This is a genomic window from Adlercreutzia sp. CNCM I-6216 (assembly GCF_977113345.1).
In genome coordinates this window covers 208,096-220,891 of record NZ_CDSBIE010000005.1, presented here as the reverse complement: position 1 = coordinate 220,891, position 12,796 = coordinate 208,096, and the positions used below count along the sequence as shown (strand labels likewise).

General features: G+C 65.4%; 14 protein-coding genes. 4 read left to right on the top strand and 10 right to left on the bottom strand.

Going from position 1 to position 12,796, the window contains the following annotated elements; all coding sequences use genetic code 11:
* Positions 1 to 274 precede the first annotated feature (274 nt).
* From groL to ACYVRU_RS06765, 10 genes are all read right to left on the bottom strand, one after another.
* Positions 275 to 1,909 (bottom strand): chaperonin GroEL, encoded by a 1,635-nt coding sequence (gene groL / locus ACYVRU_RS06810; RefSeq protein ID WP_022740430.1) that lies wholly within the window; start codon positions 1,907 to 1,909, stop codon positions 275 to 277.
* A 49-nt stretch (positions 1,910 to 1,958) separates the two neighbouring features.
* Positions 1,959 to 2,246 (bottom strand): co-chaperone GroES, encoded by a 288-nt coding sequence (locus tag ACYVRU_RS06805; protein WP_022740431.1) that lies wholly within the window; start codon positions 2,244 to 2,246, stop codon positions 1,959 to 1,961.
* Between the two features lie 247 nt (positions 2,247 to 2,493).
* The gene (locus tag ACYVRU_RS06800) at positions 2,494 to 3,195 is read right to left on the bottom strand and encodes a response regulator (RefSeq protein WP_114548775.1); all 702 of its coding nucleotides are present in this window, start codon (positions 3,193 to 3,195) and stop codon (positions 2,494 to 2,496) included.
* On the bottom strand, positions 3,188 to 4,423 hold the full coding sequence (locus ACYVRU_RS06795) for a sensor histidine kinase (protein ID WP_114548776.1): 1,236 nt from the start codon (positions 4,421 to 4,423) through the stop codon (positions 3,188 to 3,190). The genes ACYVRU_RS06800 and ACYVRU_RS06795 overlap by 8 nt, the downstream gene beginning before the upstream one ends.
* 137 nt (positions 4,424 to 4,560) lie before the next feature.
* Entirely contained in the window at positions 4,561 to 5,397 is an 837-nt protein-coding gene (nadE, locus tag ACYVRU_RS06790) for an NAD(+) synthase (protein WP_417000118.1), read from the bottom strand.
* Between the two features lie 98 nt (positions 5,398 to 5,495).
* On the bottom strand, positions 5,496 to 5,852 hold the full coding sequence (locus tag ACYVRU_RS06785; RefSeq protein WP_114548778.1) for a hydrogenase maturation nickel metallochaperone HypA/HybF: 357 nt from the start codon (positions 5,850 to 5,852) through the stop codon (positions 5,496 to 5,498).
* Positions 5,853 to 6,635, bottom strand: coding sequence for a twin-arginine translocase subunit TatC (tatC, locus tag ACYVRU_RS06780; RefSeq protein ID WP_227070358.1), 783 nt, complete (start codon positions 6,633 to 6,635; stop codon positions 5,853 to 5,855). It abuts the gene before it with no gap.
* Positions 6,636 to 6,637: 2 nt separating this feature from the next.
* The gene (locus ACYVRU_RS06775; protein WP_461185900.1) at positions 6,638 to 7,321 is read right to left on the bottom strand and encodes a Sec-independent protein translocase subunit TatA/TatB; all 684 of its coding nucleotides are present in this window, start codon (positions 7,319 to 7,321) and stop codon (positions 6,638 to 6,640) included.
* A 22-nt stretch (positions 7,322 to 7,343) separates the two neighbouring features.
* Entirely contained in the window at positions 7,344 to 7,556 is a 213-nt protein-coding gene (locus ACYVRU_RS06770) for a CASC3 protein CASC3 (RefSeq protein ID WP_114539628.1), read from the bottom strand.
* 151 nt (positions 7,557 to 7,707) lie between these two features.
* Complete coding sequence (locus tag ACYVRU_RS06765; protein ID WP_461185899.1) at positions 7,708 to 9,069, bottom strand: amidohydrolase family protein; 1,362 nt, start codon at positions 9,067 to 9,069, stop codon at positions 7,708 to 7,710.
* Positions 9,070 to 9,247: 178 nt separating this feature from the next.
* Here ACYVRU_RS06765 and ACYVRU_RS06760 point away from each other — a divergent pair, with 178 nt between their 5' ends.
* The 4 genes from ACYVRU_RS06760 (at position 9,248) to ACYVRU_RS06745 (ending at position 12,776) form a co-directional block, all read left to right on the top strand.
* Positions 9,248 to 9,991 carry a class I SAM-dependent methyltransferase gene (locus ACYVRU_RS06760; protein ID WP_461185898.1) on the top strand — a complete coding sequence of 248 codons (744 nt, stop codon included), beginning with the start codon at positions 9,248 to 9,250 and terminating at the stop codon, positions 9,989 to 9,991.
* Between the two features lie 74 nt (positions 9,992 to 10,065).
* On the top strand, positions 10,066 to 10,881 hold the full coding sequence (locus ACYVRU_RS06755) for a DUF5685 family protein (RefSeq protein WP_461185897.1): 816 nt from the start codon (positions 10,066 to 10,068) through the stop codon (positions 10,879 to 10,881).
* A 108-nt stretch (positions 10,882 to 10,989) separates the two neighbouring features.
* Complete coding sequence (locus ACYVRU_RS06750) at positions 10,990 to 11,655, top strand: response regulator transcription factor (protein ID WP_114548785.1); 666 nt, start codon at positions 10,990 to 10,992, stop codon at positions 11,653 to 11,655.
* Positions 11,652 to 12,776 carry a sensor histidine kinase gene (locus ACYVRU_RS06745; protein WP_114548786.1) on the top strand — a complete coding sequence of 375 codons (1,125 nt, stop codon included), beginning with the start codon at positions 11,652 to 11,654 and terminating at the stop codon, positions 12,774 to 12,776. Before ACYVRU_RS06750 ends, ACYVRU_RS06745 begins: the two co-directional genes overlap by 4 nt.
* The last annotated feature ends 20 nt before the right edge of the window (positions 12,777 to 12,796 follow it).

The window sequence follows — 12,796 nt, the reverse complement described above, 5'->3', positions numbered from 1 at the left end:
ATCTGATGAACAACTCCACAGCCTTCAGCTTCTCTTCTCTCGAGTACATCTCCACCTCCAAATCGTGATGATTCGGGACAGGTTTTCGTCAGCATCCCCTTTTCCGAAAACAAATAAGCACATTTTCCAAGTCAAGTGTTCCAAAAAAGCACAATTTCCAAGTAATGGGCGAAAATGTTCGCGCGCAACAGGAAGGGCGCCCCTGATGAGGCGCCCTTCTGCGAGTTAGTAGGTTACGCGGTTAGGCCGCGCGCAAGTTTTTCCTGCTTGGGGCCTAGTACATTCCGCCGCCGCCCTGCATGCCGGCAGCCAGAGCGCTCAGATCGGGACCCTCCTTGGGGATCTCGTTGATGGTGGCCTCGGTGATGAGGATGAGAGCCGCCACGGAGGCCGCGGACTGCAGCGCCGTGCGAGTCACCTTCACCGGGTCGTTCACACCCATCTCGATCATGTTGCCGTACTCGCCGTTGGCGCAGTTCAAGCCCTCGCCCTTCGGCAGGCTCTTGACCTTCTCCACCACGACGGAGCCCTCGAAACCGGCGTTCTGGGCGATGGCGCGCATCGGAGCCTCGATGGCCTTGCGGATGATGTCGATGCCGACTTCCTCGTCCTTGTCGTCGGCCTTGACGGCGTCCAGGGCGCCGATGGCGTCCACGAGCGCCACGCCGCCGCCGGCGACGATGCCCTCTTCCACGGCCGCGCGAGTCGCCTGCAGGGCGTCCTCGATGCGGGACTTCTTCTCCTTCAGCTCGGACTCGGTGGCAGCACCCACCTTCAGCACGGCCACGCCGCCGGAGAGCTTCGCCAGACGCTCTTGGGCCTTCTCGCGGTCGAAGTCGGAATCGACGCGCTCGAGCTCGGCACGGATGATCTGGATGCGGTTCTCAATGTCTTCCTTCTTGCCCGCGCCGTCCACGATAAGGGCGGTGTCCTTGGTGACCTTCACGGTCTTGGCGGTACCGAGCATCTCCATCGTGGCGTCGGCCATGGTCATGCCAAAGTCCTTGTCGATGACCTGGGCGCCGGTGACCACGGCGATGTCCTCGAGGATGCGCTTGCGGCGGTCGCCGAAGCCGGGAGCCTTGATGGCCACGACGTTCAGGGTGCCGCGCAGACGGTTCAGCAGGATGGTGGACAGGGCCTCGCCCTCGACGTCCTCAGCCACGATGAACAGCGGGCGCTGGGCGCGCATGACTTCCTCCAGCAGCGGAACCATGTCCTGGATGGAGTTGATCTTCATGTCGGTCAGCAGGATGAAGGGGTCCTTCAGCACCGCTTCCATCTTCTCCATGTCGGTGGCCATGTAGGGGGAGATATAGCCGCGCTCGTACTGCATGCCCTCGACGATGTCCATGTCGATGCCGAAGATGGTCTGGGACTCCTCCACGGAGATGGCGCCGTCGTTGCCCACGGCGTCCATGGCCTCGGCGATCTTGTCTCCGATGGCGGCGTCGCCGGCGGAGATGCGGCCGACGTTGGCGATCTGCTCCTTGGTGGACACCGGGGTGGCGTCGGCCTTGATGGCGGCCACGATGGCGTCGGTGGCCTTCTCGATGCCGCGGCGAATGCCCAGCGCGTCGGCGCCGGCGGTCACGTTCTTCAGGCCCTCGGAGACGATGACGTCGGCGAGGAGGGTGGCGGTGGTGGTGCCGTCGCCGGCCACGTCGTTGGTCTTCACGGCCACCTCGCGCACCAGCTGGGCGCCCATGTTCTCGACCGGGTTCTCCAGCTCGACTTCCTTGGCGACGGTCACGCCATCGTTGGTGATGAGCGGGGCGCCGTAGGACTTCTCCAGAGCCACGTAGCGGCCCTTGGGGCCGAGCGTCACCTTGACGGCATCGGCCAGCTTGGAGACGCCCGCGGCCAAGCCGGAGCGGGCATCGGTATCGAACTTGATTTCCTTAGCCATAAGTTCGCGTTCCTTTCAGTGGATCTATCTTCTCGGTTTATCTTCCCAGTTATTCAACTACGGCGTAAATGTCGTCGGCGCGCAGAATCAGCACGTTCTCGCCGTCCAGCGTCACCTCGGTACCGCCGAACTTGCCGTAGATGACCTTGTCGCCGACCTTAACAGGCATAGGAAGCAGCTTGCCGTCCTTGTCCATCTTGCCCTCGCCCACGGCGATGATGGTACCGGTCTGGGGCTTCTCCTTGGCATCGGAGGCCAGGAACAGGCCGGACGCGGTGGTAACCTCGGCCTCGTCCTGCTTCAGGATGACGCGGTCGCCCAGAGGCTTCAAATTCATAGCTTGCCGTCCTTTCAATGGTTGTTGTAGCGCCTTCGCGCAACTTCCAATTTAACCACTCGGTTAGGTTAAGTGCTAGCACTCGGTAGCAACGAGTGCTAAACAGTTACGCATCATAACAGCTACGGGAAGGAATGCAAGAGGGGACGGAGAAAAACTTGAGTTTTTCTCACTCAAGTTTCCTGTGATTATAATCTTGATCAGGGATTACTTTTCAAGTTGGAATTTGTGCAGGTGAACAGTCTCCCTAGGGGGCAGGCGTCACCAAACCCGTCTCGTAGGCAAAGACGACGAGCTGGGCGCGGTCGTGAGCATCAGTCTTAGCCATGACGCGGGCCAGATGCGTCTTCACCGTGGCCGGCGAGATGAACAGCTCTTCGGCGATCTCGTCGTTGGAAAGGCCCCGGGCCACCAGCACGAGAATCTCGCGCTCACGGTCGGTGAGGCTCGTCAGCGCGGCGCGGCGAGTCTCGGCCACATCGGCGGCGCCCCAGCCGCCCCGCGGGCGCGCGGCCACGAAGGTCTCCACCAGCCGGCGCATCACCGAGGGCTGGATGAGCGCGTCGCCTCGGGCCACGACGCGGATGGCCGCCACGATCTCGTCGGGGTCGGCGTCCTTCAGCAAAAAGCCGCTCGCCCCGGCGCCCAGAGCATCGTAAACGTACTCGTCCACGTCGAAGGTGGTGAGCACGAGCACCCGGGTTTTTGCGAGCAGCGGGTTGCCCGTAATGGCGCGGGTGGCCTCGATGCCGTTCATTTCAGGCATGCGGATGTCCATGAGTACCACGTCGGGCCGAAGGCGCTGCGCCTCCTGTACCGCATCGGCCCCGTTTCGGGCCTCGCCGACGATCTCGATGCCCTCGTAGGTGCCGAGAATGGCCTTGAAGCCGCCGCGCACGAGATCCTGGTCGTCCACGACGAGCACGCGGATGGGATCGGCCTCACTCATGGGTCTCCTCCTTCTGGCTGAGGGGAACGCTCACGGCAATGCGCACGCCGCCGAGCGGACTTGGGAACGCGGAGAACGTGCCCTGTAGAAGCCGCGCGCGCTCGCGCATGCCGAGCAGGCCGTGGTGACCGGCCGCGGCGGCCGGGGCAGCGAGCCCTCGCCCGTCGTCGTCGACGATAAGCTCGGCGAAGCCCTCCCGTTTCGTGGACAGTGCCAGCGTCGCACGGCGCGCCCCGGCGTGGCGCACGATATTCGTGGCCGCCTCACGCGCGATGCCGAAGAGGGCCACGTCGATGAACGCCGGCACGCAGGCGCGGTCGTAGGCGGTCTCGTCCAGCGTGACCTCGATATCGGCACCTTCCAAATAGGACACCAAATCGCCCATGCGATCGGTGCCCTGGGTGGGCGTCGTCTCGGCCGGCCCCTCCCCCGCGCGCAGCACGCCGATCATGGCGCGGATTTCCTCCAGAGCGCCCTTGGCGGTGCGACGCACCTCGGCGATGGCCTCCTTGGCGGCGGCGGGATCGCGATCGACCAGGCGCTCGGCGGCCGCGGCCTGGATACTCACAGCCGACAGCGAATGGGCCGTGATGTCGTGCACCTCCCGGGCGATGGAGACGCGCTCGGCCTCCACCCGGCGGCGCGCCTCGGCGTCGCGGCCGCGCTCGGCGGCAATCGCGCGCTCCTCGATGGCGCGGGTGCGCTCCTGGTGCTCGTGCAGGGCGTAGCCGGCGAAGGCGGCGGCCAGGGCCAGGGCCATGTTCTGGAACACGGTGAGCTGCGTCAAGATGCGCGACTGCTCCGGGGGCGCCGGTGCGAACAGCAGCACCAGGCACATGACCGCGCACGCGATGGCCGCCTCGGCCCGCGAGCGCGCAGACGCCAGCGTGAACAGCGCAATGAGGGGGCCCGCCACGGACAGGGCGATGCCGTTCAGCTCCGCTTGAAGCAGACCCCAGCTGACCAGGCACCACACGAACACGGCCCAGGGGCACTTGCGCCGCAGCACGAGCGGCAGCGTGGTGAGCGCGATGGCCAGAAGCGAGAGGCCCGAGGGCACCATAGCCTGGATGCCCATGAGCCGGCGCATGAACTCGTCGGGGATGAGCAGGTTAACGGCCACGGTGAGCTGCAGGCAGCAGAACCCGAAGGCCCCCGCCGCGATGACGGCGTCGATGAGCCAGTCGGTGGCCGTAAACTTCGGGGTATTTCGAAAGATCTTATCCATGACCGCTATGGTAAACGACCGGACGCCCACGCGCCATACACCGCGGGGTGTATGAAACGAGCCTGTTGAACAACGCCGACCCCAGACGGGGCTCGTTCGCCAGCAGGACGCGGGATCGCCAGCGGGACGCAGCTTCACTAACGAGACGCGGGATCGCCGTAGAACGGCGCGTCAGGGTACGGAGGCTCCAACGCACGCTTGAAGGCGTTGGCGTCGGTACGGGCGATGACGTAATCCACCAAATCGCGGCTCAGGCCGCTCTCGGCGACGATAGCCGCCGCATCCTTCCCCTCTTCCACATAGGCGACGAGAATTCGATCCAGCGTGGCGTAATCGACGCCGAGGGACTTCTCGTCCTCCTGATCGGGCGCGAGTTCCGCGCTCGGCGGCTTCACGAACACGTTCACGGGAATGGGGCCAGTACCGCCCTCTTCCACGGCCCGGCGGTTGCGCCAGCGCGCCATGGCGAAGACGTCGGTCTTGTACACGCCGCCCAAAGGCGCGAAGGCCCCGGCCGTGTCGCCGTAAAGAGTGGAGTAGCCCATGGCCGCCTCGGACTTGTTGCCCGTGTTCAGCATGAGCCAGCCGTGGGCGTTCGAGAGCGCCATGAGGCACACCATACGGCAGCGGGCCTGGGTATTCTCCGCGGCAAGCCCGGTGAGCGCCCCGCCGCAAGCGCGGGCGAGCACCGCCTCGAAGGCCTCGAAGGGCTCGCAGATGGGCACCGTGATGTTGGAGATGCCGAGGGCTAAGGCCAGCGCCTCGGCGTCGTCGATGGACGACTCGCTGGAATAGGGGCCGGGCAGCATGACCCCGTGCACATGGTCGGCCCCCAACGCATCGGCGGCCATGACGGCGACGAGCGTGGAATCCATGCCGCCGGACAGCCCGATGACCACATCGGTGAAGCCGGCGCTGCGCACGAAGGCGCCCAAAGCGTCGGTGCAGGCCTCGTACATCTGCTGGGGGTTCATAGACGTCCTTTCTATAGCAAAAGCGCTGCCACGAGTATGGCAGCGCTTTGTTTCGGGTCGGTTGCCGACGTGCATCGTTCCGGTGGCGCCCGCAGCCGTCACTCTTCCGGCAGATCCACCTCGATGGAGTCGATCTGCAGCTCGCGCCCGGCCAGAAGCTCCGTCGCGAACGAGTCGCAGACGGGGCAGAAGCGGTTGTAGAGGTCGTGCTCGAACTCGTGGCCGCATTCCAAGCAGACGCTGCGCGGGCGGATCATCGTCAGATCCAGCGTGGCGCCCTGGGTGAACGGGTCGGCCTCGGCCAGGGCCTCGAAGGCGAACACGAGGGCGTCCTCCACCGCCTCCGTGGCCTCGCCGATGGAGACCCTCACGCCCAGAAGCCGCGTCGCGCCGGCCTCGCGGGCCGCCTCCACGGCGGCGTCCATGACGCCGGTCATCAGTCCCAGCTCGTGCACTTACTCGTCCTCTTCCGCCGCCAAGCGCTCGTTCTGGCGCTTGATGCGACGGCCCAGCACCACGCGCGCGATAAGCAGGCTGCCCTCGTAAAGCGCGATCATGGCGGCGAACATGAGCAGCATAGTGACCGGCGAGGCATCCGGGGTCGCCATGGCGCTAACCACCATGAGCACGACGTAGACGACCCGCCAACTCCCCCGCAATTTCTTATAGGGGACCACATCGAAAATAACGAGGTAGAAAATGACCAACGGCAGCTCGAAGGCAAAGCCGAAAGCCAATTCGAACTTGATAATGGTGTCAATGTAGGAGGACATGCGGGGAAGCGCATCGCCGAGGCCCATGGCCTGATCGGTCAGCCACTGGAAGGCGGGGTTCAGGATAATCAGATAGCAGAACACCGTTCCGAAAATGAACAAGACCACCGCCGCGGCGAACGTGGGCATGAACCACTTCCGCTCATTGGGTTTAAGCGCCGGCAGGAAGAACGCAAGTATCTGCCACAGGATAACGGGGGCAGTGGCAACGATGGACACCCAGATAGATATCTTGAATCGCGTCGAGAAAGCCTCGAAGGGATCGATGGCGATCGTCTGGACGAAGCCATTGGCATCCGTGGGAAGAAACTCCGCAATGGGCATCAGCAGGAACTGGCCGATGGTGGGGGTGGCCATGTAGAACACGACCACGGCCACGGCGAGGCAGGCGACGATGCGCACGAGGCGCATGCGCAGCTCGCCGAGGTGGTCGAATAGCGGCATGCGTGCCGGTCCGATAGGCATCGTTACGCCTCCTTCTTCTCGTCGGCAGCGGCGGGGGCAGCCGCATCGGCGGCCTCGGTCACGGCCTTGGCCTCCTCGGCGGCCTTCTTGGCCTCCGCCTCGGCCTTCCGCTTGGCGGCCGCTTCCTCGCGCTTCTTGGCCGCCTCGGCCTTCCGCTTCTCGGCAGCGGCCTTGCGCTCCTCTTCTTCCTTCTTCTTCAGCTCCGCCTCCTCGGCGGCCTTGCGCTCGGCGCGCTCGCGGTCGTAGCGAGCCTTGCGCTCGGCGAAGCTCTCGGGCTTCGCCGGGGCGGCATCGGCCTTATCGGCTGCATTCCCCCCGTCGACCTGCTCGGCTTTGGCGGCAGCGGCCGCGGCGGCGCCGGCAGCGGCGGTGGACGTGCTCTTCTTGGTAGCCTCGCTCGCCTTCTTCGACACAGCGCTCGCGGCCTTCTTGGCACTGTCGGCGCCCTTCTTGGCCTTGGCCGCCGCCTCGTCCAGGGCGTCGAGCGGATTCTTGAAGGGATCCTCGGCGTCCTTGTCGAACACCATCTCCCCCTTCAGCACCCCGCTCATCTCCTCTTGGGCGTTGCGGAACTTCGCGATAGCCTTGCCGAGGGTCTTCGCCATGGCCGGCAGCTTATCGGGCCCGAAGATGAGGAACCCGAACAGCAGAATGAGGAAAAGCTCGAATCCGCCGATTCCAAACACGACTGATATCCTTTCAACAGCTCTACAGCGAGAGCACGGTCAACGCCATAGTGGGAATGCCCAGGGCGAGCACGAGGATGACGCACACGACCACGGTGAAGATCTTCTTGGTGCGCGCCTTGGCCTCGGCGGCCTCCTTGGCGCGGCGCTCGCGCTCCTCGGCCTGCTTGATGCGCTCGGCCTGCTGCTTGCGCGTGGGATTCTTCGCGCCGGTCTTGTTCTTCTTACTCGACATCGCGGGTACTCCTCAGGTTCCCAACATTAGGTATACGCAAATATGGCATTATCGCAGAAGCGGGCGCGCCGCGCCAGCGAAAATGCCTGCCGCGGCGCGCCCTCCACGAATTCACAACTGCACCGAGCGCTCCGCTCAGCGATTGCGCCCGCTAGGCCTCGGGGCGCAGCTTGGAGCGGATCTCAATGACCCGCGCGATGCTCTTCGCCACTTCCACCTTCACGTGCCAGCGGTTCTTCTCGTACAGAACGTTGCCGTCGACCATGGTCATGAGCACGTCGGCCGTGGTGCAGGTGTTCACCACGGCGGCCACCGGATCGGTCGTGAAGGACTGATGCGAGCTGGACAGATCCACGGCGATCATGTCGGCACATTTGCCGATCTCCAGCGACCCCACCTTATCAGCAATGCCGAGTGCCCGCGCGCCGCCGAGCGTGGCCACCTCGAGCATCGTATGGGAGTCGAGGAAGCGCCCGGGGTTCACGGCGCGCTGCAGCAGCATGCCCAGGCGCATCTCCGAGAGCATGTCGGTGGATTCCGTCGCCGCCGGCGAGTCGGTGCCGAGGCCCACGCGCAGGCCGGCGCGGATGTACTCATCCAGCGGCGCGACGCCCATGCCCAGCTGGGCCGAGGCGCGCGGGCACACGCAAACGGCCACGTCATGGGAGCGCAGCTTCTTCAGATCCTCGTCGTCCACGTAGACCGCGCCGACGATCATGACGTTGTCGGCGTCGAAGGCGTTCCAGTTGAGCGCGTAGCGCACCGGGCTCACGCCGGTAGGCAACCAGGGCGGGATCTCCACATAGCCGCGCTTCACATCGCCGCCGTGCACTTGGAAGGGCGACGAGCCGTAGCGCACGAAATCGGACTCCTCACGGCTGCCGGCGAGCCACAGGGCCACGGGCAGATCCTCCTTCTGGGCGAATTTCGAGATAGCGGAAAGCATGGCCGGGTGGTTGGTAAACAGGGGCGCCGCGGCAATGCCGATGGTAACGCGGTCGGAGTCGACCTCCTCGCGCCAGTGCAAGATGTCCTTCTGGGCGAACTGCATGGCCGCGTCGATGCGGTTCTTGTCCATGGCGCCCACCTGGCGGTAGATCACCGAGCGCAGGCCGAGCTTGTTCACGGCCGTGCAGGAGGCGCCGGTCAGCGTGATGTCGGCCACCGTGGTGATGCCGCTGGAGAGAGCGTCCAGGCCGCCCAGAATAGCGGAGTCGAACCAGTCGGAAGCTTCCATGCGCCCGCTTTTCTGGGCCACTTCCGCGAGCCACTGCACATAGGGCGCGTCGTTCACCACGCCGCGCAGCACCGACTGCTCGAGGCGGGTGTGCAGGTCAACCAGGCCGGGCATGATGGCGGCCAGACCCTGGTCGACGACCTCTTCCTCGGGGTAGCGCAGGCGCAATTGCTCGGCCTTCCCGATGTCGCGAATGACGCCGTCGCGCACGAGGACCGCGCCATCGATGATGGGCTCGGAAGAAACCGGCAGGATATACTGGGCACACAGAAGCATGGTACCTCCCAATTCATGAGGGGCGTGTTCAATTAGCCACCCATGATAGCACGGCGCCGCGCCGCCTAGGGATATGCGCCCTCGATTTGCGGGCGAGTGCCCTATACTGGGGCCAAACGACGATACGAAGGGCGCGATCTTGCGGGATCGGCGCGCCGCACGAGGGAGTTTTACGCCTATGACCATCGACACCGCCACCGGGCTCGAGGCCCCGGCCGAGCTTTCCAGCGAGCGCGTGCGCGACATCTTCTCGCATATCGCCCGGAAATACGAGCGGTTCAACGCCCTCTCCAGCTTCGGCGCCTACAAGCTGTGGCTCGCGGGCATGATGCGCCAGGCCCCCATCGATGAGAGCCACGACGTGCTGGACATCGCGGGGGGCACCGGAGACGTCACCTTCACCGTGGCCCGCACCAAGCACCCGAGCCATATCCAGTGCACCGATTTGGTACCCGAGATGCTGGACGTGGCGCGCATGCACATCGATGAGGGGGACGGCGCCGGCGTGCCCATCGATTTCGAGGTCGTGGACGCCCAGGACATCCCCTACGCGGACGCCTCCTACGACGTCATCACCATGGCCTACGGCATCCGTAACATGCCCGACCGGCCGCGGGCCCTCTCCGAGATGTTCCGCGTCTTGCGCCCGGGCGGCTCGCTCGTGTGCCTGGAGTTCTCCACGCCGCCCAACGGCGCGTGGCGGGCGCTGTACCACTTCTACCTGCGCCACCTCATCCCGTTTTGGGGCGGCCTGGTCACCGGCGACAAGGACGGCTTCGTGTACCTGGCGAAGTCCATCCGCGCCTTCCCCGACCAGGAGGGCCTGGCCGACATGATGCGCGAGGCCGGCTTCACCGACGTGACCTGGAAGAACTACACCGGCGGCATCGCCGCCGTCCACGTAGCGCGAAAACCGGAGTAGCTTCGCGAGCACGAGGCGTTCTGACCATCAGGCGCGAGGCAGTCTGCTGATGGACCGCTCGGAAAGGGAGGGGCATGTTCGGGTTTGTGGTGGCTGATGCCGAGGCGCTTTCCGACGAGGAGAAGGAACGCTACCGCTCGCTGTATTGCGGGCTGTGCTTCGCGCTGCGCGACCGCTACGGGCAGCTGTCGCGGGCGTGCCTCACCTACGATCTCACCTTCTTCGTGCTGCTGGCGAACTCGCTGCACGAGCCGGCCGAGGTGTGCGGTGCCAGCCACTGCGTGATGCACCCGGCGCCGGCCGCCGCGCGTTCCTGGTCGCGCTCGCCGTGGACCGACTACGCGGCCGACCTTTCCGTGGCCCTCGCCTACCACAAGGTGCTCGACGACGTGGCCGACGACGGCAGCGCGAAAGCACGGGCGGCCGCACGGCTGCTCGCCGGTGCCTACGAGCGGGCGCGGGCCCGTATTCCCGACCAGTGTGCCGAGATCGAGCGGGCCATGGCGGCCATTCGCGCCATCGAGCAGGAAGGCGCCGAAGCCGACCCCGATGCGGCGGCGCGGGAGTTCGGTATCCTCCTCGGCCGCCTGTTCGCCCACAACCAGGGCTTCTGGACCGAGGGCATGGAAGCGCTCGGCTGCGCGCTCGGGCGCCTCATCTACCTGACGGACGCCGCCGTGGACTTCGCTGCCGATGCGCAGTCGGGCAGCTACAACCCCTTCGTGACGCTCGGAGCCACCCCTGAGACCATGCGCACCACGCTGGCCCTGGCCGCCGCCGACACCGCCGAGGCCTACGAGCGCCTGCCCCTCGTGCAGGACGCCCATCTCATGGACGCTATCTTGTACTCGGGCGTGTGGGCGCAGTTCAATCGGACGTACACGCCCTAAAGCCGCCCGGCTGGCGCTTCCAAACCCCTTCCTCATCTGTCACAATGGGCACGGCGCGACTGAGGAAGCGCTGCATTCCACCCACACCGATCGTTTCGAAGGCAACCCATGCGCATTCTCCTGATCGAAGACGAACCCGAGCTTCTGCACGATCTCGCCCGAGGGCTGGCCTTGAAAGGCTACGCTGTGGACGAGGCCGCCGACGGCGCCGAGGGGCTCCAGCGGGCCCTCGACGAGGACTACGATCTCGTCGTGCTCGACCTCAACCTGCCCGGCATGGACGGACTGCGCGTCCTATCCGAGCTCAGAGCCGTCAAACCGCAGGCAAAGGCCCTCATCCTGTCGGCGAACCACCACCTCGAGACCAAGCTCTCGGGCTTCGCGCTCGGCGCGAGCGACTACCTGACCAAGCCCTTCCACTTCGAGGAACTCGAGGCACGCATCCGCGTGCTCATCAACCGGCAGTTCGTGCAGCAAACGACCACCCTGACCTACCGTGATCTCTCGCTGGACACTTTGAAACGCCAGGCCAACGTCTGCGGCGAGCCTTTGCCCCTTACCGCGAAGGAGATGGGCATCCTCGAGTACTTCCTGCTCAACCAAGGGCGCCTCGTCACCCAGCAGGACATCGTCGATCATGTGTGGGACGGGGACGCGAATCCGTTCAGCAACTCGGTGCGCGTGCACCTGTCGGCGTTGCGCAAGAAGCTCAAGGCAGCGCTCGGCGCCGACCCCATTCGCACGAAAATCGGAGAGGGGTACCTTCTGTCATGAGAAGCCTGTCGCTGCGGGCGCGGTTCACCATTGCCGCCAGCCTGTTCCTGATCGTCTCCTGCACCGCCCTGACCGTGGTGGCGCACTACTCCGCCAATCGGATGATCGACGCGGTTATGCTCGAGCCCAGCATCGTCGCCGAAGACACCGTCGCAGGCGGCGAGCCGGCGGCGCTCACCGAGCCGGCAAGCGAGGCGGCTCCCGCGGGAGGGCAGCTGCTCTACGACGCCTTCCGCCGGGAGACGACGCTGGCCACCGTGCTCATCGTGCTTGCGGGAAGCGTGGGCGCGTACTTCGCGGCGAGCTATGTGCAAAAGCCGCTGCGCCGCCTGTCCGAGGAAGTGAAGAGCCGCGATGCCGGCAACTTCGCGCAGCCCCTTCCCGTGCCGCGCAGCGCCGACGAGATTCGCGACCTCACGCTGTCGTTCAACCAGCTGCTCGCGCAGCTCCAGCGCTCCTTCGCGCTGCAGCGGCAGTTCTCCGCTGACGCCGCTCACGAGTTGCGCACGCCCCTCGCCGTCCTGCAGACGAAGGTGGACGTTTTCGCGCTGTCGCCGCACCTCGACGACGAGACGCGCATCTTCATCGTCAACCTTCAGGCCCAGATACGGCGCCTGACCGATTTGGTGGAAGACCTGCTCCTGTTCAGCCGCGATGTGCCGCTGGAATCTGCCGAGCCCGTGCCGCTGGCCCCGCTGCTGAGCGATGTGGCCGACGAGCTCGCCGCCCTGGCAGACGAGAAATGCATCGCGGTGCGGGTACAGGAAACGCAAGCCGTCGTCCGAGGCCAAGACGGCCTTCTCGAGCGGGTGTTCTACAACCTGCTGGAGAACGCGATCAAGTACAGCCCCGCGGGCACCGCCATCGACGTGGCCGTCGGCACCGACGGGGAATGCACGACCGTCTCCTTCGCCGACGAAGGGTGCGGCGTTCCCGAAGAGCTTCGCGAGGCCATTTTCGAGCCGTTCTTCCGCGTCGATGCGTCGCGCAGCCACCTTACGGGCGGAAACGGGCTCGGCCTGGCCCTTTGCAAGAAGATCCTGGAACGCCACGGGGCCAGCATCCGCGTGCTTCCCCACACGCCGCGCGGCAGCATCTTCCAGGTGAGCTTTCCTGCTTAACACCAGCTTTATACGGCTCA

What these genes read in the sequence shown, in the direction of transcription:
- ACYVRU_RS06795 (WP_114548776.1), bottom strand. Translation starts at nt 4,423, where the DNA reads ATGGATAAGATCTTTCGAAATACCCCGAAGTTTACGGCCACCGACTGG.
- tatC (WP_227070358.1), bottom strand. Translation starts at nt 6,635, where the DNA reads ATGCCTATCGGACCGGCACGCATGCCGCTATTCGACCACCTCGGCGAG.
- ACYVRU_RS06765 (WP_461185899.1), bottom strand. Translation starts at nt 9,069, where the DNA reads ATGCTTCTGTGTGCCCAGTATATCCTGCCGGTTTCTTCCGAGCCCATC.
- ACYVRU_RS06800 (WP_114548775.1), bottom strand. Translation starts at nt 3,195, where the DNA reads ATGAGTGAGGCCGATCCCATCCGCGTGCTCGTCGTGGACGACCAGGAT.
- nadE (WP_417000118.1), bottom strand. Translation starts at nt 5,397, where the DNA reads ATGAACCCCCAGCAGATGTACGAGGCCTGCACCGACGCTTTGGGCGCC.
- groL (WP_022740430.1), bottom strand. Translation starts at nt 1,909, where the DNA reads ATGGCTAAGGAAATCAAGTTCGATACCGATGCCCGCTCCGGCTTGGCC.
- ACYVRU_RS06755 (WP_461185897.1), top strand. Translation starts at nt 10,066, where the DNA reads ATGTTCGGGTTTGTGGTGGCTGATGCCGAGGCGCTTTCCGACGAGGAG.
- ACYVRU_RS06760 (WP_461185898.1), top strand. Translation starts at nt 9,248, where the DNA reads ATGACCATCGACACCGCCACCGGGCTCGAGGCCCCGGCCGAGCTTTCC.
- ACYVRU_RS06745 (WP_114548786.1), top strand. Translation starts at nt 11,652, where the DNA reads ATGAGAAGCCTGTCGCTGCGGGCGCGGTTCACCATTGCCGCCAGCCTG.
- ACYVRU_RS06750 (WP_114548785.1), top strand. Translation starts at nt 10,990, where the DNA reads ATGCGCATTCTCCTGATCGAAGACGAACCCGAGCTTCTGCACGATCTC.
- ACYVRU_RS06805 (WP_022740431.1), bottom strand. Translation starts at nt 2,246, where the DNA reads ATGAATTTGAAGCCTCTGGGCGACCGCGTCATCCTGAAGCAGGACGAG.
- ACYVRU_RS06770 (WP_114539628.1), bottom strand. Translation starts at nt 7,556, where the DNA reads ATGTCGAGTAAGAAGAACAAGACCGGCGCGAAGAATCCCACGCGCAAG.